Here is a 20,494-nt window from a genome sequence, read left to right as displayed (position 1 = left end):
CCTTGGCGGGATATGCGGGCGTCACAGCCGTTCCCAACCACCACTGGTCACCCTTGAGACCCCGCTGATCGCTCCTGTCACGGTATGGACACCCCACCAGCCGGCAGTGATGGATCCGCCCTGGTAGTCCTGGGCGACGCCGGAGCGCAGGACGTATTCATCAGTGGTGAGATAACCCATACGGCCGTGTTCAAAGCCGGTAGAGACCCAGATTTCGCGGATGGCTCCCACGGATGGATGCGGCCCCGTTGCCGGAGTGTGGAGAATAGCCCCGCCATGGTAGTTCTGGTAGGTGCCGCCTTCCTTGAGGCCGCTCACGACATCGCTGGTCGGGTATCGCATCCGGCCCCCTTCGAAACCGGTGGCGGCCCACTTGTCTCGAATCGGACCGGCGCTGATCGCCGCTCCTGACGCGGGGGAAAACATGATTGCACCACCCTGGAAGCCTTGCCACGAGCCGCCGTCCCGGATCCCGCGGACTTCGTCTGTGGTCGGGTAACCGAGGGGCCCGTTTTCGGCGCCCTGTGCCCACCACTTTCCGTTTATGCCTGCTGTGATCGCGTGGGTGCCAGTAGCGGGAGAAGAGAAGATAGCGCCGTTCTGGTACGCCTGGTACGAGCCACCGTCTTTCAGCCGCGTGACGACATCGCTGACCGGGTATCCAAGCGGGCCGTTTTGAAACCCGGTTTCGGCCCATTTGTCGTCAATCGGCCCGGAAGATGAGAGTTGGGTGCCCACGGCGGGGGAGTACATGGTGACACCCTGGTGCCCGTTGTACTCCTTAGGGGCCGCATGAGCGGCGGCTCCCATGAAAGCGCTGCCTGCGGCTGCAATTACAGCCAGCGCAAGGGACAAAGGTTTGGTCTTCACGGTTCCTTCTTCCTCAGAGACGCCGGGGGCGCACCTCTCAATGTGATGATGCGCAGAAGGACGGAAAACCCCTGAAGTGGGACGATACCGGTTCTGGCTCCCGCCTTTGGGTGTCAACCCGTCGCCGCTATCTTGCCCTCCGTGCAGGCCCAGTCCGCCGTGTCGATCCGCCCCACTCCGTCCGTGCGGCCATCCGGGGGTGACCTCGTTCAGCTGCGCTTCCTTGGCAGCTGCGAGTCTGCCGGCCCGGTGGTCGATCCGCTGGGTGTGCAGCCAGACGCCCAGAGTGCGTTCTTCCTGGTTGTCGGTTTTCTGGTGGCGGGGCCAATCGTTGCCGGCCGCCAGGTAGGCGGCCACGTCTCCCGGGCGCTGCCTCCACCGGGCGGCGTCGGCGTTCCGCTTCGCCACCTTTCTGCTATAGCCAAGGTCTCTTCAGCGGCATATGTTGGATGCCTGGTCTCGCCGAAAAATCCATCTGACACGGAAAGCATCCTTTGCAGTACCGCCCCGTGGATCGGAAGCCGGTTGTAGGGTTCGCCCGGGCCCAACTGGCATCCGCCGACGGACCCGTACACGTCTCAATGAAGAGAGGTGGCCCCAATGGGGTTTGTAGCAGGACCATCAGTCAAGGCTTTGCCCGGTGTGCGGCTCACCGTCACCGCGACAAGAGTCGATTACGCGGAAGGTTTGAACACGCCCGTCCCGGACGGGCCTTACAGGAGCTGGTCGACGCCGGGGGAGGAGGTGGGCTGGGCCAAGTGGGCGGCGATGACTGCAGCGGCCGGAGCGGACACCGTACCTGGGGCGGCGCTAAATGCCCGACCGGGCATGTTGGCTCCGAAATGGGAGAAGGAGCTGCACAAGGCTCTGGTCGAGGCTCCCGATGTCTCTGATCTTCACCGGGTGGGTGACGAGTTCGAAGAAGCCAAGCCGCTTGCGCTCCTGTTCGAGGTCCTCTGGCAGGCAATTCCCTGCGGGAACCGCCGACGGGCCATCGATGCCCTGAACTGGCTATCGACGAGTGGGTATGATCCGCTGCACGACCATTTCGCTCAGACGTATCTGCCGAAGACGGGTTACGCCCTCTCCATCGCGTACGGGGTTGACGTCCAGCTGCCCCTGAACCGGGACTACATCCATCTTCTGCTGGCAGAGCTTTACCAGCTCGACGGGCAGGTGGAAGCAGCCGAGCAGCTGCTGGAGCAGCTCCCGCCGACCACAATCACTGCTGTATCGCTGGCGGAGTTCTACCTCAGCGAGGGGCGCTGGGCGGATGTGGCGGACCTGACTGACAACCTGAAAATCGAAGATGAAGCCTCCATTTTTCTCCTCCTTCAGCGCGGCATCGCTTTGCGCGAGGAAGGCTTACTGGAAGCATCGGGGGAAGCCTTTGACCAGGCCCTCGAGTTCCTTGACCCCAACACCGAATTCGGTCAACGCGGCCTGGTAGAACGGGGCCTCACCTATCTGCGGGCCGGCAAGGTGGCAATGGCGCACGAGGATCTGGAACGGGTCCTGGCCGCGAACAGCAGCTACCCCGGCCTGCGTGACTACCTTGAACAGGACTGATATTTTTCAACGACTCGCCGCAAGTCATTCCTGTTTGTGGCGAGCCGCCTCCGTCATTCCCGGAGGTCCATGTTCAGCACACCCCCGGGAAGAACGGTCCTCACGTCAGGGTGACGGCGTGCTCGGCGCACGGACCTGCGGGCGTGCGACGGGCGGCGAAGACTCCTGGCGAATAGGCCATGTAGTAGTCAACCAACTGCTACCTGCGGGGAGACCCCTCACTGTGGTGCCGCAGTGTATCGCTGGGGCAGCAGGATCTGGTCAGTGGTCTGCCTGTCCCGCGGGGCCAGGATCCATGAGCTGTCCTGGGCTGGCCGAGGCCTGCTTCGCCGCAGCTTCCTTAACAACAGGGCAAAAGGCAACAGCAGCAGATACAGGATCCCGGCCGCTATCAGCAGCAGCACGAAAAGGATCAGATACGGCAGGTAGAGGAGGAAGATGCCGACAAGGGCGGCAAGGTATCCGAGGCTGAATCCGAAGATCGTTTCGGCATTCAACGATTGCTCCTAAGGATTATCCGGAGTGGTGTGTGGTGCCGCTGCCGCTGCCGCGTCCTCGTCGGAGCCGCAGTGTCCGAGGGCGCGCGGTGGCGCGGTTTCGGTGAAGTCGGGCGCGCCATGGCTTCACGCGGTGGCCCATCCCTCCCGCGGCCGAGGCGACCAGCGTTGACCCGTTCCGTCTGCGGCGAAGGTGAAGGGCGGCGAAAGCAGCCAGGCCGATCCAGGCAAAGGCCGCACCGATGACAAGGAGCACTGCTGGAAGCGTGTCCACTGCGGCACTTCTCCTGGAACTGAAGGGTTCGCCCGGAAGGTACGGGTCATTGGAACTGGGCGTTAGCCCAGGCTGAACCTCGGAGTTCAAGGTGCGTTGGTGAGGCCCGCGCCTGCTCTTCGCGGGCAGAATTATGCTGGGCACTGGGGGAATTGGGGGCTGTCACAGCGGTCTCCGGCTGAACTGATGCTGCGCCTGCTGCTGGACTTAGTTGAGGTATATCGTGGGGGTCGTCCACAGTCAACAGAGGTGTTGAGGAGTTCGTTAATGTCCTTGCTGACGCGCGTGAGTTCTTCGCCGGCATCTAGGGTCAGCTTGATGCGCAACGACTAGGAGCCACGGATTCCGGATCCTGCAGAGTGCAGGTAACTCAATGAGGTGCAGGCGTCGCACTCGGAAATGTGTTGCGCCTGTTCCCGTGAATGACCGCGGTCGGTTTCCTTTGCTCCCTTAAGTGCCGGTGGGATTCTGGCCGGGCCGGAGCAGCAGCACGACACTCGCGGCCAGGACCCAGACCAGGAAGAGCAGGAAGCCGACAAAACCGGCCATGCCGATAGCGCCCCCATCGGGGGAGGTCTCAAATACTCCCGCGAGGGAAACGAGCAGCAGCACGGACGTGACGGCAGCCAGCCAGCCCAACCACCGCGGTAGCGCCCGGGTGGTCAGGATGGCTACCGCCGCCCCGAGGAACATTGCGACACCGGCGGGCACAATGGCGCCGCCCACCCATTCGTTGAGGACGGCGAGGGCGGAAAGCACCGCCGGGTCGGGCTGACCACCGGAGGCATACTGGATGAGCGCCATGTACAGGCCCCCTGAAACCAGCATGAGCGCCACCAAGGCAACACCGGCTACGAGGACCAGCGCGGCGAACATCCCGGCAGGGCCCTCCCATCGGCGCAGCCTGCCCCAAAGGCCGGCCAGGAAGACCAGGAAGGCGATGTTGGCGAGAAATCCCAGCAACAGCGAAATCTGGTGGGCGGTGCGGTCCCCTGCAAGCTGGGCCTCGATGTCCTCCGCCGGGCTGTTGGTACCTGGCAGCTCCGGCGTGAAGAAGCCGGTAAGAACCAGGGCGGTGAACACCAGACCTGCCACTGCGGCCCATCGGTCCGGATTCCCCGTCGCCACTGCCGATCTAACATGGACGGGCGACGGGTTGCCGTGCGGCTCGGAATTCTCTCTAGCGTCCATGGCGTTCCCTCCCTGGCGCTGCACCCTAGGCGAGCTGAGAGTAAGAAGGGCGCAAACTTACGATCATTTTAAGCCTCCGGGACCTAGACAGCCACACCGTCATTGGGCATGGCCCTCCGGCGGCGGGGGACACCCCTGGCCCAGAAAGGAATCATCAGCCCGGCAGTTGCTGCCCCGCCGGCGTATATCGAGGGCGACGCCCACGCTCCCTCGGGCGTAGGGGTTGCGAAGGCCACCACGACCGCGGCCACGGCCAGGAAAACCTCCGCCCCGGCTTGCAGCGGCCGGGCCCTGTACTCGGGGTAGGCGAACCGAATGAGGGGGATGATCGGCAGGGTGAACAGTCCGAGGCTGAAGACCGGCCAGATGCCGTTGAAGGTGAAGATCACCAGCCCCAGCACCCACAGCGCGGCGAACGTCAGCAGCTGGCCCGCCCGCAGCGGGTTCTCCGACGTCCAGCGGGTCACCAACAGTCCCCATGCGGGCAGGCCAACCAGCCAGCCGCCGGCCCAGAAACCCAGGCCCAGCAGCGCGAGCACCACAAGCAGGGCACCGGGAAGCAGGAATGCCAGGGCCTGCCGAACCGACAGGACCTTCCTGACTGGCCCGAAGATGCAGGCCCCGACCAGCAGGTAGACGGCCGCGTACCAGGGCAGCAGCTGGATGATGGGATCCGCCAGGCTGAACACCAACACGGCCAGGGCCGGGGCCATGACGCACACCGCGGCGATCGTCCACGGGCGTTCGGCATCAATCATGGGGCGACCCTACCTTGGAATTCTTGGTAAGCCCGCTACTTAGTTATGCCGGGGAAGAAAGGGGCCCACGCCAAAATCCGGCCTTTTACTGGAATGATGAACGAGTGGCAGCACCCCAGAAACTTCGGAATCGCACATGGCGTTGTGGACCAGCATGGCTCTTCCTCGCATGGGCGCTGCACGACCTCGAGGAAGCCGCAACCTTCCCTGCCAGTTGCAACTACCTGGCTGACCGTACTGGGATTCACGCGCTGAGGATGGACTCGCGTCAGTCCTGGGCAGCGGTCGGCCTGATGGGTGTGCTCGTCGGATGCGCTTGCATACGCGGCGCACAGACGGCGGGCAGTTCGCGCCTGTACCGGGCAGTGGTCGCAGGGCTAGGTGCACACGTCTGGACGCACCTCGGCGCGACTGTGCTTGCGCGGCGCTACACGGCAGGCGTCGTGACCGCGGTGCCCGTGATGCTGCCCGGCGTGATCGCGGCAGGCAGAGAACTTGACCGCGGCGGGATTCCGGTACGCGCGAGGGATCGAGCACTGGGCGCGGTCGTCCTGGTGCTTGCGGCATTCGTATGCCACCTCACCGTTCGTGTGGCGATGAGGCGCAGAGCGAACTAAGCGTCGCAGCGCAGTCCCGTCGACCCTGCTTGAATGATCAGGTAGCCCCGTTCAGGGAGAGTCCGGAGCTTTTTCAGATCATCCACTGTCAGCTCTGTAACTGGCCATCCAGAGGCAGCAGCTATCCTTCGGGCGGTGTCGAGGATGACGCTGAAGCCGCGGGGATCGCCGGCAGAGGCCAAAGTTATCTGCTCTAGGCCGTGACCCGAGTTTCTCAGTGTGTAGGCGAGGTCTTCAGCACATTCGGTGAGGCTCATAGCCTCACCATAGCTTCGGCAAGAGACTCCTCGTGGCGACTAGAATCGCAACACTAAGACCCAATCTGGTTGAAAGGAGTCAGCAAAGTGTGCCATAAGTGTGCCCTGCGCCCAGGCGGTACTAGTCGCTTAACCAGCGAAAAACCCCGGAAACCCCTGCATTTAGGGGCTGTCCGGGGTTTATCCCGAGCTTCCTATCAGAATCGAACTGATGACCTTTTCATTACGAGTGAAACGCTCTACCGACTGAGCTAAGGAAGCGCGCATGAGGTTTCCGGCGGAACCGGGTCCCTCATGCAAGAGTCAACTGTAATAGAGTCCCCGCGCCCGGGTCAAAATGGCGCGGGGGCCTGCAGCTGGGGTGCTCAGCACACGGTGTTGTCGGTGGGCACCTCACCGCTCACCAGGTACCTGTCCACGGGATCCTCCAGGCAGTTGTTGGCCCGACCATAGGCCGTGTGCCCCTCACCCTCCCAGGTCAGCAGCGTGGCATTTCCCAGCTGCTTTCGCAGCGATGACGCCCATTCAACAGGGGTGGCGGGGTCGCCCGTAGTGCCGATCACCACGATGGGCGATTCACCGGTGTACTCAACCGGGGCGGGAGTCCGGACGTTCTCGTGCGGCCAGTCCTGGCAGCTGGTCCCGCCGTAGGCGAAGAAGTATCCGAGCGTGGGTGACTCCTGCATCAGGCGCTGTTGTTCGGCGCGCATGGCTGCCGGGTCGGACTCCATGGGGTAGTCCAGGCAGTTGATCGCGTTGAAGGCGAACGTCGAGTTGGATGTGTACGAGCCATTGGATGAACGGTCCGCGCCGAGGTCCGCGAGGCGCAGCATCAGGCTCACGTCCCCTGCCATCGCCGCCTCGAGTGCTTGGGTCAGGGCCGGCCAGCTCTGGTCGTTGTAGAGCGGTGTGATCAGGCCGCTCACTAGCATCGTTGCGTTGACCACGCGGCCGTCCTTGGCGGTACGCGGCGTCTCCTTGACTGCCGCAATAAGTTGGCGGATCTGCTCCACTCCGGAATCCACGTCACCGTTCAGCGGGCAGCCGTCCTGCTGCTGGCAGCTGGCAACGTAGGCCCGGATGGCCTTCTCGAAGGCGCGGGCCTGTCCACTGGTCACCTCCTCATAGCTAATGGAGGGATCGAGGGCGCCGTCCAGCACCATCCGCCCCACATTGTCCGGGAAAAGGGATGCGTAGGTGGAACCCAGGAACGTGCCGTAGGAGTAGCCCAGGTAGTTCAGCTTGGTGTCATTGACCACGGCGCGGAGGATGTCCAGGTCCTTCGCGGCGCTCTGCGTGTCGATATGTGCCAGGACCTCGCCGGTCTTCTCGGCGCACTGGTCAGCGATCGCCTTGTTGTCGGCCCGGGCAGTTGCCAGGCCGGCATCCGTTTCCAGGTCGTAGATCTTGGCCCTTGCGGCATCCCGCTCGGCATCAGTCAGGCAGTTGACGGGTGCCGAGCGCTTCACTCCGCGGGGATCGAAGCCCACCAGGTCATATGCGTCCCGGACCGGCTGCGAGAAGTGCGTTGTGGCTGCATCCTTGACGAAGTCGTAGCCGGACGCCCCGGGTCCCCCGGGGTTGACCAGCAGGCTTCCAGTCCTGTTGCCGGTGCTGGCCGCCTTCAGGGCGGCTATCTGGATGGTCTCGCCGTCAGGATCCCCGTAATCCATGGGAACGGTGATCTTGGCGCACTGGAACTCGTTCTCGCAGGGCTCCCACACCACTTCCTGGGAGTAGAAGCGCTCCAGCCCGGATGGGGCGGAGGCCACGATGGAAGGATCGGCCTTGGCGGTTGCTGTCTCCTGGTTGCGGTCTCCGCCGTTGAGCAGGCTGCACGAGGCCAGCACCATGGCAAGAACCAGGGCGCCGGCGGCACGGAGCCCGGTCGCGAGGGACCGGGGGCATGCGGGCAGGGGGCGGGCAGTCATCGGGTCTCCTTGGAGGGTTAGATCAGGCTGGCTGCCATGGATTCAATGGTCAACAGCGGGGCAACGTTGGTTGTGGTGATGCGTTCACGGGCTTTGTTGATTGCATCCATCCGCGCAAGGGTGGTTTCTGGCGTGGAGCGGCTGGCGAACTCCTCCAATTCGCTCCTCAGCTCAACGTTTACCAGGTCCACAGCATTCCCGAGCTGGATTATCAGCACGTCGCGGTAGAACGACAGCAAATCGGTGAGGGTCCGGTCCAGGGAATCGGTGATGGACCGCTTCGCCCGGCGTTTCTGGTCATCCTCGAGCTGTTTCAGCTGGCTTCGCATGGCCGGCGGAAGGGTGCCCGACTCGGGTGCGCCCAGCGTGGCGAGCAGTGCGGCCTTCTCCGCAGCATCGCGCTCCTCGTTCGAGCTGGTGGCCTCCGCGGTGGCGATATTCACGAGCTTGTCCGCCATCATTACGGCCGCCGTGACGCCCCGCAGCCCGAGCGGGAACCTCACGGTTTCGAGGCGGCGTTCCCGGGCCGCGGCATCCCTGGCCAGGCGGCGGGCAATGCCCACATGGCTTTGCGCGGCGCGGGCCGCCCGTTCGGCAAGCGCAGGATCAACGCCGTCGCGCTTCACCAGGAGGGCGGCAACATCCGAGGCCGGTGGCAACCGCAGCGCCACGCTCCGGCAGCGGGAACGGATGGTGACCAGCACGTCCGCGGGGGAGGGCGCGCACAGCATCCACACTGTCCGCGGCGTGGGCTCCTCAATCGCCTTGAGGAGCACATTGGTGGTCCGCTCCGCCATCCGGTCCGCGTCTTCCACCACGATGATCCGCCACCGGCCGGACGACGGCCGGTTTCCGGCGGTGGCTACAAGTTCACGCGCCTCGTCAATGGTGATGGTGACCTTTTCGGTCCGGACAAAGGTTACATCCGAATGCGTTTCGCCCAGGATGGTGTGGCATGCCTGGCATGTGCCGCAGCCGCGCAGGTGCACGTCCTCCTGGTCGCAGTTGAGCGCAGCGGCAAACGCCTTGGCCGCATTCGAGCGTCCGGAACCCGGAGGACCGGTGAACAGCCAGGCATGGGTCAGGCTGTCACCGGTGGAGGCCTGTCGCAGTTGTTCGACGACGGCGGGCTGGCCCTGGAGGTCGTCCCACACGGTCATGGGTTACCGCCGCCGCGGGCGCCCAGGGAGGGAACAGCACCGGCAGGGGTCACTGGGCCGACTGTCAGCAGGGCATCCACCCGCTCCAGGATTTGTGCCGCCAGGTCCCCGACCGGGAGCCGGGCAGGCAGCACCAGATAGGCGTCCGGGCGGCTGCGGGCCAGCCCGAGGAATGCTTCCCGGATGCGGCCGTGGAATTCGTCCGCTTCGGACTCCAGCCGGTCTTCAGCGGCGTCACCGGCGGTGCGGCGCTGGCGCCCCACTGCCGGGTCCACGTCCAGCAGGATGGTGAGGTGCGGTTGCAGGCCGGACGTGGCCCACTCGTTCAGGGACTGGACCGCGTCCGTGCCGAGATTCCGCCCGGCGCCCTGATAGGCGACAGAGGAATCGATGTAGCGGTCCGTCAGGACGATCTCGCCGCGCTCCAGCGCCGGCCGGATCACCTGGGTGGCATGCGCGGCGCGCGAGGCGGCGAAAATCAGGGCTTCGGTGTGGGCATCGATGTGCCCGTGGCCATGGTCCAGGACCAGGGAACGCAGCTTCTCACCGATGGGGGTTCCGCCCGGCTCCCGGGTGCGGAGCACTGTGAGCCCCCGGGATTCAAGGGCTTCGGCGAGCCGGGCCGCCTGCGTCGATTTGCCGGCACCGTCGCCGCCTTCAAACGCGATGAAAAGTCCGGACCCTTGTGTGCTCACCCCTCAAGCCTACCGACCGCGAGGGGCAATCAACGATTGGAGAAGGGTTCATGTGGACAGTCCGGCCAGCCGTGCCTTGCCCTTCGGGGAACACCGGAGCCGGGCCAGTACGCTTTTGACCATGAGTCTTTCCGAACAGCACGTGGCCGCCTTGTCAGCAGAGACAGTGGTGGTTGCGGCGGGGCGTCCCCCGCGGGAACGGGACATGCCGGTCAACCCGCCCCTGGTCCTTTCGTCCACCTATTACGGCACGGGTTCGCTCGATACCGGCGACCGCGGCTACGGGCGCTACTCCAACCCCACATGGGATCCCTTCGAAGAGGCACTCGCCCAGCTCGAAGGCGCCGAACTGCCCGGGCTGCTGTACGCCTCGGGCCTCGCAGCCGTCAGCTCCGCCCTGTCGCTTATACCGGCCGGGGGAGCGCTGGTCATGCCCACCCACAGCTATTCGGGGACCCTGGTGATGGCCTCGGAGCTGGCCCAGAAGGGTTTCGTTGAGCTCCGCACCGTGGATATCGCGGACACGGCCGCCGTCCAGGCTGCCCTGGCGCCGGGCGGTCCCGGAGCCCGGGCCGCGGCGATGCTGTGGCTGGAAAGCCCCACCAATCCGATGCTCGGCATCGCCGACGTCGCGGCGCTCACGGAGGCAGCGCACGCCGCCGGCGCCATCGTGGTCACGGACAATACTTTCTCCACGCCGTTGGTGCAGCAGCCGCTGGCCCTGGGGTCCGACGTCGTCCTGCATTCGGTGACCAAGTACCTGGCCGGCCATTCCGACGTCGTCCTGGGCGCCTTGGTGACGTCAAACCCGGACATTCGCTCGGCCCTTCTGCACAACAGGACCATCCATGGCGGCATTGCCGGCCCCTTCGAAGCATGGCTGGCGCTGCGGGGCCTGCGGACGCTCGCGCTCAGGGTGGAACGGTCACAGCAGTCCGCCATGGTCCTGGCGGAGCGGCTCAGCAACCATCCCGGGATCGAGTCGATCCGGTTCCCGGGGCTGCCCGCGGATCCGGGACACGAGCGGGCGAAGGCCCAGATGAAGGGATTCGGATCCATCGTCTGCATCCAGGTGGCCCCTGCCGGGGGACAGGACGGCGCCGGCGCGGCGGACAAACTGGTCCAGGCCCTAGAGCTGTGGCTGCCGGCAACGTCCCTCGGCGGCGTCGAATCCCTTATCGAACGCAGGCGCCGGCATGCTGCCGAGCCGGCGAGCGTTCCGGAGAACCTGGTCCGCCTGAGCGTGGGCATCGAGAATGTCGAAGACCTTTGGGCTGACCTGGAGCAGGCGCTGGACACGCTGGGAGGCTAGGCTTGGGTTGTGGACGGTGAACTGATTATTCGGCCTGTTGAACAGGCAGTGTTCTTTATCCTTGCCCTCGTGGCGCTGGGCCTGGAGCTCTGGGCCGTGGTGGACTGCGCGCGGCACCGCGCCAACGCCTTCGAGGCAACCGGCAAGCGGACCAAGACCTTTTGGCTGGCATTGACCGGCGGTGCGGCCTTTGTTGGTGTCATTTCACTGTTCGGCAGCGGCGGCGGCATCTTCGGTACCCTGGGCCTTTTTGGGCTTGCCGCCGTGGTGGCCGCCTCTGTTTACCTCGCAGACGTACGGCCGGCCGTCAAGGACGCAGGCCGTGGCGGCAGCCGCAACATGGGCCCCTACGGCCCCTGGTAATCCCCACCGACCCCCAGGCTCGCAAGCTCGCCCAGGGAACCCTGCCGGCGTGGGCCCATCCGGCTAAAGCCCCGGGGCCACCGCTTCCCAGTCCACCGTCAGTTCGCCAAGTCGCCACCGGGCAGGCCCGTCCTGCACCGGCCAGCCGGCCTCCCGCAATGACCGGCACATGGCCTGCCACCGCTGCCGGGTGCCGAACGACGCCAGGGGAGCGGCTTCCAGCCAGGCGCGGTCCATCGCCTGCAGCAGCCCGTGCACCCGTTCGCCGGGCACGTTGCGGTGTATAAGCGCCTTTGGCAGGCGTTCGGCCACATCGGAGGGCAGGTTGAAGCTGCCGAAGCGGACGGAAATGCTCAGTGACAGCGGCCTTTCGGCGTCGAGCGCCACCCACGTCACCCGCCGGCCGATCTCATCGCAGGTCCCGTCAATGAACAGGCCGTCGTCGGAGAGACGGTCCTGGACAAGCCGCCAGATGCCCGCGACGTCCGCCTCCTCATACTGCCGCAGCACATTGAAGGCACGCACCAGGACGGGGCGGCCGGGGATGGGAAGTTCGAAGCCGCCCACGTGGAAGCTCAGGCCCGGCCGCTGAAGGGGCAGGGCAGCACTGACACGCGAAGGTTCTATCTCGATGCCGCAGACCTGGACATCCGGCCGGACGGCGGCCAGCCGTGCATAGAGTTCGACGGCGGTGGCCGGCGTGGCCCCATAGCCCAGGTCCACCACCAGCGGGTCAGCCGTGGAGCGGAGGCGCCAGGCCTGGGGTCCGGCCAGCCAGCGGTCGAGGCGGCGCATGCGGTTGGGATTGGTAGTGCCGCGGGTCACGTTGCCCACCGGCCTGCCCTGCCTGCCCGCCGCGTTCCTGCCGGTGATCTGCGGGGCGGCCACCCGTTCAGCCTTTTGAACCACCGCCCCACCTTACCGTTGCCACGGCAGCGGAGGCTCCCCGCCGTCGGCTTGTAACGCTGGGCGGGCGGCAACGGCGCTCGGCTAGGATGAAAATCATGACTTACAAGCTGATTCTGCTGCGCCACGGCCACAGCGAATGGAACGCCAAGAACCTGTTCACCGGCTGGGTGGACGTTGACCTGAACGACCAGGGCCGCGAGGAAGCAGCGCGGGGCGGTGAGCTCCTGGTGGAGAACAACGTGCTCCCGGATGTGCTCTACACCTCCCTGTTGAAGCGGGCAATCAACACGGCCAACATCGCCCTGGACAAGGCTGACCGCGGCTGGATCCCGGTGAAGCGCGACTGGCGCCTGAACGAGCGCCACTACGGTGCGCTGCAGGGCAAGGACAAGGCGCAGACCCTGGCCGAGTACGGCGAGGACCAGTTCATGGAATGGCGCCGTTCCTACGACACCCCGCCGCCGCCCCTGGACGATAACTCCGAATTCTCCCAGGCCCACGACCCCCGCTACGCCGGACTCGGTGCCGCGCTTCCCCGCACCGAGTGCCTGAAGGACGTGTTGGTCCGCCTGCTCCCGTACTGGGAATCGGACATCAAGGAAGACCTGAAGGCCGGCAAGACCGTCCTGGTCACCGCGCACGGCAACTCCCTCCGCGCACTGGTCAAGCACCTGGACGGCATCAGCGACGAAGCTATCGCCAGCCTGAACATCCCCACCGGCATCCCGCTGGTGTACGACCTGGATGAGAACTTCCAGCCCATCAAGCGGGGCGGAACCTACCTCGATCCTGAAGCTGCCGAGGAAGCCATCCTCGCGGTCGCCAACCAGGGCAAGAAGTAGGGCATTAAACACCGAGGGCGGGCTGGTCACCTTTGGTGACCAGCCCGCCGTCGTTTTCCCCCAGCAGTTTTTGTCCAGATATGGTGACCTCAGGGGCGGCAAAGCCGCGGTATCCGGACAAAAACTCTGCGCGGGGTCAGCTGTGCTCGATGCCGTTCGGCTGCCATGCACCGGTCACCAGGTAGGTAACCTTCTGGGCGACGGAAACGCCGTGGTCCGCGAACCGTTCAAAGTAGCGGCTGGCAAGGGCCACGTCCACGGTGGTGGCGGGCGACTCGTTCCACTCCGGCGCGGCGATCGCCTTGAAGACGCTCAGATGCAGGTCATTGATGGCCGTGTTGGCCTTCAGGATGTCCCGGGCAACTTCCAGGTCGCGGGTCTCCAGCAGCACGGTGAGCTTGGCCGCGATTTCCTTGTCCAGCTCGGCCATCTGCTTGAACGTCTCCGTCATGGACGCCGGAATCACCGTCGACGGGAAGCGGAGGCGGGCCAGCTGTGCGATATGGCGGGCGAGGTCGCCCATCCGCTCCAGCGATGCGCTCATACGCAGGGAGCCCACGATCATGCGCAGGTCGCTGGCGACCGGACCCTGCAGTGCCAGGATGTCGATGGCCCGCTCATCCAGGCTGTTCTGCAGGAAGTCAATGCGCGCATCCGCGGCAATGACGTCCTGGGCGAGGTCCACGTCCGCCACTTCGAACGAAGTAGTGGCCTTTTCCATCGCTTCGGTGACCAGCCGGGAGATCTGAACCAGCTCCTCACCCACGTGGGTGAGTTCTTCCTGAAAAACCTTACGCACGTAGGCGTCCTTTCCTTGAAATCCCTGCCGGGCCCGCTTCCGGGCAGCAGGAATCGTGTGGCCGTTCGGCACTCCAACTCGTTACTCTGCCAGTATCCGGTAAACGGTTGGTCCCTTGAAGGTGAACGTTAGTTGAACCGTGGGCGCAGGAGGTCCGGACGCGCCGGGTGGGCCCCGGCAAGAGCATAAGGTGGACCTGTGGATCCTATGCTCATCGGTCTGGTCGCAGGCCTCGTCGGCCTGGCGCTCGGCACCTTTGGCGTGCTCGCCTTCCGGGTCAGCGAGAAGCAGCGCCAGTTGCTGGACATCGACGCCGAGGAGCTGGCTCTCCCCGCCGGCGCAGCGGAAGTGCTTGCCATCGTCGGGCGGGCCTTTGTGGTGGTCGACGCGGTGGACGGCGTGGTCCGTGCCAGCCCCGCCGCCTACGCCTACGGCCTGGTGCGTGGACACACCGTGGTCCACAAGGAACTGCTGGACATGACGGCAGGTGTCCGGCGCGACGGCGTCATCCTGGAAAAGCAGCTGGAACTGCCCCGCGGCCCGCTGGGACAGGGAACCATCATTGTCCAGGTGCGGGCAGCCATGCTCGGCGAGGAATACATCCTCCTGCTTGCGGACGACCGCACGGAGATCACCCGTACAGAGGAGATCCGGAACGACTTCGTCGCCAACGTCTCCCATGAACTCAAGACTCCGGTGGGCGCCATCTCGCTGCTCGCCGAAGCCCTCGAATCCTCCGCGGACGACGAGGAGGCCGTCCGCCGTTTCGCCAAGCGGATGCACAAGGAATCCGCCCGGCTTGCCGCGCTGGTGCAGGACATCATCGAACTGTCGCGCCTGCAGGGAGCCAGCGTCACCCAGCAGGGCGGCCCCGTGGACGTCAATGCGGTGATCGCCGAAGCGGTGGACCGGTCCCAGCTGCCCGCGGAAAGCAAGAACATCACGATCGTGGTGGGCGGCCGGACCGAGGGCAAGGTGTTCGGCGACCAGGACCTGCTGGTCACGGCCCTGCGAAACCTCATCGACAACGCCATCCGGTACTCGCCGGCCAACACCCGGGTGGGCATCGGAGTCCGGTCCCGGGAAGGGCTCGTCTCCATCTCCGTGACAGACCAGGGTGAGGGCCTTACCCCGGAAGAACAGGAACGCGTCTTCGAACGCTTCTACCGGGTGGATGCGGCACGGTCCCGCCACACCGGCGGTACCGGCCTGGGCCTGAGCATCGTCAAGCACGTTGCCTCCAACCATGGCGGTGAGGTGACCGTGTGGTCCCAGCCCGGCCAGGGATCCACCTTCACCCTCCGCCTGCCCGAGATGGAAGGGCACGACGGCGACGACGACGTTCCGTCCGCGGCCGCCGCCCGGCAGGAGCCGGCAGGGCATCGAGCCGACCAGCCAACACTTACCCAGGTACCCCGCGCCGCCGGCGCAAAAGAACGAGGAGCTAGCGCTTGAGCAGGATCTTGATTGTGGAGGACGAGGATTCGTTCAGTGATCCCTTGTCCTATTTGTTGGGCAAAGAGGGCTTCGAAGTTGAGGTGGTGGACAACGGACTGGACGCCATCACCGAATTCGACCGCAACGGTGCCGACCTGGTGCTCCTGGATCTGCAGCTCCCGGGCCTGTCCGGCACTGAGGTCTGCCGCCAGCTCCGCCAGCGTTCAAGCGTCCCGGTGATCATGCTGACAGCCAAGGACTCGGAAATCGATAAAGTCGTGGGGCTGGAACTGGGGGCTGACGACTACGTCACCAAACCCTATTCTTCCCGCGAGCTGGTGGCCCGGGTCCGGGCGGTGCTGCGGCGCCAGGGCGAGCCGGAGGAGCTGATTTCCTCCACGGTGCAGGCCGGCCCGGTCCGGATGGACATCGAGCGGCACGTGGTCAGCGTGGACGGCGAGCAGGTCCTGCTTCCGCTGAAGGAGTTCGAGTTGCTCGAGATGCTCCTGCGCAACTCCGGCCGGGTATTGACCCGCGGCCAGCTCATCGACCGGGTGTGGGGTTCCGATTATGTGGGCGATACCAAGACCTTGGACGTCCACGTGAAGCGGCTGCGCGGCAAGATCGAACCCGACCCCTCCGCGCCGCGGTACCTGGTGACGGTGCGCGGGCTCGGCTACAAGTTCGAGCCGTAAAGGCGCCCGGGGATCCACGGAAGCCGGGACGGCAGCATTACGGGACATGCAAAAGGGAGGGGCCGGCCGGCCCCTCCCTTTTGCATGTGGCTTGCTGCGCCGCTGGCTAGTGGCCGGTGCCGCCGCCAAGTTCGGAGGCGGTGGGCGACGGCGTGGGGGAAGGCGACGGGGTGCTTCCGGCCGGCAGGTACTCCTTGTACTCCGGCAGGGTGGCGTCCAGGACGGGAACCTTGACGGTGTTGCTGACGTTGGTGCCGCTTTCGGTGATCTTGATATCCACCAGCGACCCCGGGATACCGCCGGTGGTGCTCAGGACGGCTTCATCCGTGTCATTGTTCAGCAGGACGTAGGAGTTGGCCTTGACCGGAACCTCGGTCTCCGAGCCCTCGGCGCCGTTGACCGTGAGCTTCACGTCCTGGGACGAGGAGTTGTAGACGGCACCGATGACCCGGCCCGGCTCGTCCTCGCCGTTGGAGACGATGAGGAAGTTGCTCAGCTTGAGGGGGCCGAGATCGGTGACAATGCCGTCCGACGCCTGGTACTGCTCGCTTGTCTGCTGGGAATTGATGTACCCGCAGCCCGACGTCAGCAGTCCGATGCCAAGGGCGGCAGCCGTCAGTGCCAGTTTGCCGCGCTGGGCCCGGTTCGTCGCAGTGAAACGCACGTCACGTACTCCTCGAGAGTCTTGAAACAGATTTAGGCATAGCCTATCCGGAAAGCCGCCAAAACGAGGATTCGGCGGCGTCACATCGCCCTTGGCAGGGCCACGGCGATGCACTATTATCCGCATCCGTCAAGGGGTCCAAGGGGGTCGATTTGGGCCAATTTCCGCGTATTTTCGCGGTTCCGGGCCCTTTCCGCGGCCGGTCATATGCCTGAATCGTGATAAACTGGTCTGCGGGAAAGGGGAAATGTCCACATGGTATTTGAGGTCGGCGAGACAGTAGTTTACCCTCACCACGGTGCTGCGAAGATTGAAGAAATTAAGATGCGCACCATCAAGGGCGAAGAGAAAATGTATCTCAAGCTCAAGGTGGCTCAGGGTGATCTGACCATTGAAGTTCCAGCAGAAAACGTTGACCTTGTTGGGGTCCGGGACGTAGTGGGCAAGGATGGCTTGGAGCACGTGTTTGATGTGCTCCGTGCCGAGTTCACCGAGGAGCCCACCAACTGGTCACGCAGGTACAAGGCAAATCTGGAGAAGCTTGCTTCCGGTGACGTCATCAAGGTAGCAGAGGTCGTCCGCGACCTGTGGCGCCGGGATCACGACCGGGGCCTTTCCGCAGGCGAGAAGCGAATGCTGGCCAAGGCCCGGCAGATTCTGATCTCAGAACTGGCGCTGGCCGAAAAGACCGATGAAGAGAAGGCGGCAAGCGTTCTCGACGAGGTTTTGGCTTCCTAAGAATTAAGCCCCGGCGGCACGAAAGTGCGCCGGGGCTTCTTTTTTGTTCCGGATTTTTCCGGGCCAACACACGGCAGCGCCCCGCCGGACGCTGCGGCCCGCGGCGACGTAGGCTAGTCCGCATGAGCGAAACACCTAACCGCCTCGTGACCGCGGTGATCCTGGTGGCCGCAGGTTCGGGGCAACGGCTTGGTTATGGCATGCCCAAGGCTGCAGTGCCGCTGGGTGGAGAACCCATCCTGATGCATGCCCTGCGCGGCATCGTCGCGTCCGGAATCAGCAGCCAAGTGTGCATTGCGCTGCCCGCCGGAAATGACGGGCTGCGCAGGCTGTGTGAGGACTTCCGCGAAGAGCTTGCCGACGGCGGTCCGCTCCTGACGATCGTTGACGGCGGAGCAACGCGTGCAGAGTCCGTTCGTGCCGGTCTGGGCGCCCTTATGGAGGGCACGGACGCCGTCATGGTCCACGACGCCGCCCGCGCGCTGACGCCCGACTCCGTCTTCCATCGCATCGCCGACGCCCTCGCTGCCGGCGCTGAGGCGGTCATTCCCGCGATCGCCGTCGTGGACACCGTCAAGACAGTCAGGGCCACCGCCGACGGTGACGGTTCACCGGCGCCGGAGGTTGTCACCGGAACTGCTCCCCGTGAGGACCTGCGCGCCGTGCAGACGCCCCAGGGGTTCCGGTTGGCCACGCTCCAACGGGCCCACCAGGCCGCCCAGTCGCTGGACTCGCAGCAGGCGGCAGCGGTCACGGACGATGCCATGCTGGTGGAAATGACCGGAACCACGGTCCATGTGGTCCGTGGTTCTACCCAGTCGCTGAAAATCACCACGCCGCTGGACCTAATCCTGGCCGAAGGGCTGCTGGAAGGCCCGCTTGGCGCGCGCTGGGTGGAAGGCTAGGGATGGCAGACCCGCAGATGATCATTCCCCGGACGGGCATCGGCCTGGACGTCCACGCTTATGCAGCAGACGATTCAGCGCGCCCCCTATGGCTCGGCGGACTGTTATGGCCCGGCGAGCGCGGCCTTGCCGGGCACTCCGACGGGGACCCGGTGGCACATGCGGCGGCGGATGCCCTGTTCTCCGCAGCCGGAATCGGGGACCTCGGCACCCACTTCGGCACTGACCGCCCCGAATTCGCCGGCGCCTCGGGAGTAACGCTCCTGGCCGAAGCGGCGCGGATCGTTCGTGCCGCAGGATTCGAGATCGGCAACGTGGCAGTCCAGTTCGTGGCCAACCGGCCCAAGTTCGGGCCCCGGCGGGAGGAATCGCAGCAGGTCCTCAGCGACGCCGCGGACGCACCCGTCAGCGTCACCGCCACCACCAGCGACCGGCTAGGATTCACCGGACGCGGCGAGGGCATCTCCGCCGTGGCAACCGCCCTGGTCTACCCCCGGCCCGCCAGCGCCATCGGCTAGTCTGGAGCGGTGACCCTGCGCTTCTATGACACTGCCTCCGCTGAAGTCCGGAACTTCGTCCCCCTCGTCGAAGGAAAGGCCAGCCTGTACTACTGCGGGGCCACAGTGCAGGGCATGCCCCACGTGGGCCACATCCGTTCCGCCATCGCCTTCGACCAGCTCACCCGCTGGCTGACGTTCCGGGGGTACCGGGTAACGGTGGTCCGGAACGTTACAGACATCGACGACAAAATCCTCGCGAAGTCGGAGGCGTCCTTCGCTCCGGGCTTCGTGCCGGAGCCGGGGGAAGTGGCCCAGGAGGAATGGTGGGCGCTGGCGTACCGCTACGAGCAGGAGTTCCTGCGGGCCTACGACACCCTCGGCGTTTCCCGGCCCACCTACGAGCCGCGGGCCACTGGCCACATCCCCGAGATGCACGCCCTGATCCAGCAGCTGATCGACCGCGGCCACGCCTACCCCGCACTGGATGACTCCGGTGACGTGTACTTCGACGTGCGTTCGTGGAGCAAGTACGGCGCCCTGACCCGGCAGAACATTGACGACATGCAGGCGGCACCGGACGCCGATCCGCGCGGGAAGAAGGACCCCCGCGACTTCGCCCTGTGGAAAGGCTCCAAGGAGGGCGAACCCGCCACCGCCTCCTGGGCATCACCATGGGGGGCGGGCCGTCCCGGCTGGCACCTGGAGTGCTCCGCGATGGTCACCAAGTACCTGGGCACGGAGTTTGACTTCCATGGCGGCGGGCTGGACCTGCGCTTCCCGCACCATGAGAACGAGATGGCGCAGTCGCAGGCGGCAGGGCATCCTTTCGCCAGTTTCTGGATGCACAACGGCATGGTGACCTATGAGGGCGAAAAGATGTCCAAGTCCATCGGCAACACCATCAGCCCCGCAGAAATGCTGGAACTCGCCCCGCCCCGGGTGGTCCGCTACTACCTCGGCCAGGCCCACTACCGCTCCGTCCTGGACTACCGTCCCACGTCGCTCCAGGAGGCTGCGGCCGCCGTCGAACGCATCGACGGGTTCCTTGCCAAAGCCGCGGCCCGCCTGGGGCATGATGCCGGGCACGCCAGCGCCCGCACGCCCGTAAGCCTGGAGGCATTTTCCGAGGCAATGGACGACGACCTGAACGTGCCGCGCGCGCTGGCTGCCCTGCACGAGGCCGTCCGGGCAGGCAATACCGCCCTGGCGGAGGGCGACGACGACGCTGCCGGTGAGGCGATGCACGCCGTCACCGTCATGACGGGCGTGCTGGGGCTCGACGCCGTTGCCGGTGCCGACACCCGGAACAGCCGGGAATCGGATGCGCTCGGTGTCCTGGTGGAGGCTCAGCTCGCTGCCCGGGCCGCGGCGCGGGCCAACAAGGACTGGGCTGCCTCGGACTCCATCCGCGACATGCTCAACGAAGCCGGCGTGGTGGTCGAGGACGGCCCCGACGGCGCCACCTGGAGCCTGAAGCGCGACTGACCCAAGGGATTCCCGCAGCGGTCCGA

The 20,494-nt window shown here is 65.4% G+C and carries 22 protein-coding genes and 1 tRNA gene; 11 read left to right on the top strand and 12 right to left on the bottom strand.

Annotation, left to right across the window (positions count from 1 at the left end):
* Positions 1 to 21: 21 nt before the first annotated feature.
* On the bottom strand, positions 22 to 870 hold the full coding sequence (locus AC5RUO_RS13670; RefSeq protein ID WP_494010731.1) for an LGFP repeat-containing protein: 849 nt from the start codon (positions 868 to 870) through the stop codon (positions 22 to 24).
* Positions 871 to 1,470: 600 nt separating this feature from the next.
* Here AC5RUO_RS13670 and AC5RUO_RS13665 point away from each other — a divergent pair.
* Positions 1,471 to 2,439 (top strand): tetratricopeptide repeat protein, encoded by a 969-nt coding sequence (locus tag AC5RUO_RS13665; protein ID WP_494103806.1) that lies wholly within the window; start codon positions 1,471 to 1,473, stop codon positions 2,437 to 2,439.
* Positions 2,440 to 2,657: 218 nt separating this feature from the next.
* On the opposite strand, the gene AC5RUO_RS13660 is transcribed toward AC5RUO_RS13665, so the two are convergent.
* The 3 genes from AC5RUO_RS13660 to AC5RUO_RS13650 all read right to left on the bottom strand — a co-directional run bounded on the left by AC5RUO_RS13660 (position 2,658) and on the right by AC5RUO_RS13650 (position 5,159).
* Positions 2,658 to 2,936: a hypothetical protein gene (locus tag AC5RUO_RS13660; RefSeq protein WP_494010729.1), complete on the bottom strand. Its 279-nt coding sequence runs from the start codon at positions 2,934 to 2,936 to the stop codon at positions 2,658 to 2,660.
* Between the two features lie 724 nt (positions 2,937 to 3,660).
* The gene (locus AC5RUO_RS13655) at positions 3,661 to 4,401 is read right to left on the bottom strand and encodes a hypothetical protein (RefSeq protein ID WP_494103805.1); all 741 of its coding nucleotides are present in this window, start codon (positions 4,399 to 4,401) and stop codon (positions 3,661 to 3,663) included.
* An 83-nt stretch (positions 4,402 to 4,484) separates the two neighbouring features.
* Positions 4,485 to 5,159 carry a hypothetical protein gene (locus tag AC5RUO_RS13650; protein WP_494103804.1) on the bottom strand — a complete coding sequence of 225 codons (675 nt, stop codon included), beginning with the start codon at positions 5,157 to 5,159 and terminating at the stop codon, positions 4,485 to 4,487.
* A 104-nt stretch (positions 5,160 to 5,263) separates the two neighbouring features.
* On the opposite strand from AC5RUO_RS13650, the gene AC5RUO_RS13645 reads away from it, so the two are divergent.
* Entirely contained in the window at positions 5,264 to 5,776 is a 513-nt protein-coding gene (locus AC5RUO_RS13645) for an HXXEE domain-containing protein (RefSeq protein ID WP_494010726.1), read from the top strand.
* On the opposite strand, the gene AC5RUO_RS13640 is transcribed toward AC5RUO_RS13645, so the two are convergent.
* From AC5RUO_RS13640 to tmk, 5 genes are all read right to left on the bottom strand, one after another.
* Positions 5,773 to 6,033, bottom strand: coding sequence for a hypothetical protein (locus tag AC5RUO_RS13640; RefSeq protein WP_494053703.1), 261 nt, complete (start codon positions 6,031 to 6,033; stop codon positions 5,773 to 5,775). The two genes, AC5RUO_RS13645 and AC5RUO_RS13640, sit on opposite strands and share 4 nt — an antisense overlap.
* A gap of 188 nt (positions 6,034 to 6,221) precedes the next feature.
* Positions 6,222 to 6,294 (bottom strand) — tRNA-Thr (locus tag AC5RUO_RS13635).
* A 104-nt stretch (positions 6,295 to 6,398) separates the two neighbouring features.
* A complete protein-coding gene (locus AC5RUO_RS13630; RefSeq protein WP_494103803.1) occupies positions 6,399 to 7,964 on the bottom strand; it encodes an alpha/beta hydrolase in 1,566 nt (521 codons plus the stop codon).
* A 17-nt stretch (positions 7,965 to 7,981) separates the two neighbouring features.
* Positions 7,982 to 9,124 carry a DNA polymerase III subunit delta' gene (locus tag AC5RUO_RS13625; RefSeq protein ID WP_494103802.1) on the bottom strand — a complete coding sequence of 381 codons (1,143 nt, stop codon included), beginning with the start codon at positions 9,122 to 9,124 and terminating at the stop codon, positions 7,982 to 7,984.
* Positions 9,121 to 9,819: a dTMP kinase gene (gene tmk, locus AC5RUO_RS13620; protein ID WP_494103801.1), complete on the bottom strand. Its 699-nt coding sequence runs from the start codon at positions 9,817 to 9,819 to the stop codon at positions 9,121 to 9,123. The genes AC5RUO_RS13625 and tmk overlap by 4 nt, the downstream gene beginning before the upstream one ends.
* 121 nt (positions 9,820 to 9,940) lie before the next feature.
* Between tmk and AC5RUO_RS13615 the strand changes: the two genes are divergently transcribed.
* On the top strand, positions 9,941 to 11,131 hold the full coding sequence (locus AC5RUO_RS13615) for a trans-sulfuration enzyme family protein (protein WP_494103800.1): 1,191 nt from the start codon (positions 9,941 to 9,943) through the stop codon (positions 11,129 to 11,131).
* A gap of 9 nt (positions 11,132 to 11,140) precedes the next feature.
* Complete coding sequence (locus AC5RUO_RS13610; RefSeq protein WP_494053698.1) at positions 11,141 to 11,494, top strand: DUF2516 family protein; 354 nt, start codon at positions 11,141 to 11,143, stop codon at positions 11,492 to 11,494.
* Between the two features lie 63 nt (positions 11,495 to 11,557).
* On the opposite strand, the gene AC5RUO_RS13605 is transcribed toward AC5RUO_RS13610, so the two are convergent.
* Positions 11,558 to 12,403 (bottom strand): class I SAM-dependent methyltransferase, encoded by an 846-nt coding sequence (locus AC5RUO_RS13605; RefSeq protein WP_494010721.1) that lies wholly within the window; start codon positions 12,401 to 12,403, stop codon positions 11,558 to 11,560.
* A gap of 95 nt (positions 12,404 to 12,498) precedes the next feature.
* Here AC5RUO_RS13605 and AC5RUO_RS13600 point away from each other — a divergent pair, with 95 nt between their 5' ends.
* Complete coding sequence (locus tag AC5RUO_RS13600) at positions 12,499 to 13,245, top strand: phosphoglyceromutase (protein ID WP_494010720.1); 747 nt, start codon at positions 12,499 to 12,501, stop codon at positions 13,243 to 13,245.
* A gap of 136 nt (positions 13,246 to 13,381) precedes the next feature.
* On the opposite strand, the gene phoU is transcribed toward AC5RUO_RS13600, so the two are convergent.
* Complete coding sequence (gene phoU / locus AC5RUO_RS13595; protein ID WP_494053696.1) at positions 13,382 to 14,044, bottom strand: phosphate signaling complex protein PhoU; 663 nt, start codon at positions 14,042 to 14,044, stop codon at positions 13,382 to 13,384.
* Between the two features lie 207 nt (positions 14,045 to 14,251).
* On the opposite strand from phoU, the gene AC5RUO_RS13590 reads away from it, so the two are divergent.
* Together AC5RUO_RS13590 and AC5RUO_RS13585 are read left to right on the top strand one after the other, a co-directional pair.
* Positions 14,252 to 15,499 carry a sensor histidine kinase gene (locus AC5RUO_RS13590; protein ID WP_494053705.1) on the top strand — a complete coding sequence of 416 codons (1,248 nt, stop codon included), beginning with the start codon at positions 14,252 to 14,254 and terminating at the stop codon, positions 15,497 to 15,499.
* Entirely contained in the window at positions 15,496 to 16,176 is a 681-nt protein-coding gene (locus tag AC5RUO_RS13585; RefSeq protein WP_494010718.1) for a response regulator, read from the top strand. Before AC5RUO_RS13590 ends, AC5RUO_RS13585 begins: the two co-directional genes overlap by 4 nt.
* A gap of 106 nt (positions 16,177 to 16,282) precedes the next feature.
* On the opposite strand, the gene AC5RUO_RS13580 is transcribed toward AC5RUO_RS13585, so the two are convergent.
* A complete protein-coding gene (locus AC5RUO_RS13580) occupies positions 16,283 to 16,840 on the bottom strand; it encodes a hypothetical protein (protein WP_494010717.1) in 558 nt (185 codons plus the stop codon).
* Positions 16,841 to 17,095: 255 nt separating this feature from the next.
* Here AC5RUO_RS13580 and AC5RUO_RS13575 point away from each other — a divergent pair, with 255 nt between their 5' ends.
* The 4 genes from AC5RUO_RS13575 (at position 17,096) to cysS (ending at position 20,468) form a co-directional block, all read left to right on the top strand.
* Complete coding sequence (locus tag AC5RUO_RS13575) at positions 17,096 to 17,578, top strand: CarD family transcriptional regulator (RefSeq protein ID WP_009357288.1); 483 nt, start codon at positions 17,096 to 17,098, stop codon at positions 17,576 to 17,578.
* A gap of 122 nt (positions 17,579 to 17,700) precedes the next feature.
* Positions 17,701 to 18,483: a 2-C-methyl-D-erythritol 4-phosphate cytidylyltransferase gene (ispD, locus tag AC5RUO_RS13570; RefSeq protein ID WP_494103799.1), complete on the top strand. Its 783-nt coding sequence runs from the start codon at positions 17,701 to 17,703 to the stop codon at positions 18,481 to 18,483.
* Positions 18,484 to 18,485: 2 nt separating this feature from the next.
* Positions 18,486 to 19,001 carry a 2-C-methyl-D-erythritol 2,4-cyclodiphosphate synthase gene (gene ispF / locus AC5RUO_RS13565; RefSeq protein WP_494103798.1) on the top strand — a complete coding sequence of 172 codons (516 nt, stop codon included), beginning with the start codon at positions 18,486 to 18,488 and terminating at the stop codon, positions 18,999 to 19,001.
* Between the two features lie 9 nt (positions 19,002 to 19,010).
* Positions 19,011 to 20,468, top strand: a complete 1,458-nt coding sequence (gene cysS / locus AC5RUO_RS13560; RefSeq protein WP_494103797.1) for a cysteine--tRNA ligase — start codon at positions 19,011 to 19,013, stop codon at positions 20,466 to 20,468.
* Positions 20,469 to 20,494: the final 26 nt, after the last annotated feature.

Source organism: Arthrobacter sp. Y3221087 (genome assembly GCF_059089905.1).
The sequence above is the reverse complement of the archived record's forward strand: the minus strand, read 5'-3'. Positions and strand labels throughout refer to the sequence as shown.

Excerpts from the sequence above, each read along its gene's own strand:
- ispF (WP_494103798.1), top strand. The coding sequence starts at position 18,486 with ATGGCAGACCCGCAGATGATCATTCCCCGGACGGGCATCGGCCTGGAC.
- AC5RUO_RS13575 (WP_009357288.1), top strand. The coding sequence starts at position 17,096 with ATGGTATTTGAGGTCGGCGAGACAGTAGTTTACCCTCACCACGGTGCT.
- AC5RUO_RS13640 (WP_494053703.1), bottom strand. The coding sequence starts at position 6,033 with ATGAGCCTCACCGAATGTGCTGAAGACCTCGCCTACACACTGAGAAAC.
- AC5RUO_RS13590 (WP_494053705.1), top strand. The coding sequence starts at position 14,252 with ATGCTCATCGGTCTGGTCGCAGGCCTCGTCGGCCTGGCGCTCGGCACC.
- AC5RUO_RS13665 (WP_494103806.1), top strand. The coding sequence starts at position 1,471 with ATGGGGTTTGTAGCAGGACCATCAGTCAAGGCTTTGCCCGGTGTGCGG.
- AC5RUO_RS13625 (WP_494103802.1), bottom strand. The coding sequence starts at position 9,124 with ATGACCGTGTGGGACGACCTCCAGGGCCAGCCCGCCGTCGTCGAACAA.
- AC5RUO_RS13650 (WP_494103804.1), bottom strand. The coding sequence starts at position 5,159 with ATGATTGATGCCGAACGCCCGTGGACGATCGCCGCGGTGTGCGTCATG.
- ispD (WP_494103799.1), top strand. The coding sequence starts at position 17,701 with ATGAGCGAAACACCTAACCGCCTCGTGACCGCGGTGATCCTGGTGGCC.
- AC5RUO_RS13615 (WP_494103800.1), top strand. The coding sequence starts at position 9,941 with ATGAGTCTTTCCGAACAGCACGTGGCCGCCTTGTCAGCAGAGACAGTG.
- AC5RUO_RS13655 (WP_494103805.1), bottom strand. The coding sequence starts at position 4,401 with ATGGACGCTAGAGAGAATTCCGAGCCGCACGGCAACCCGTCGCCCGTC.
- AC5RUO_RS13630 (WP_494103803.1), bottom strand. The coding sequence starts at position 7,964 with ATGACTGCCCGCCCCCTGCCCGCATGCCCCCGGTCCCTCGCGACCGGG.
- AC5RUO_RS13600 (WP_494010720.1), top strand. The coding sequence starts at position 12,499 with ATGACTTACAAGCTGATTCTGCTGCGCCACGGCCACAGCGAATGGAAC.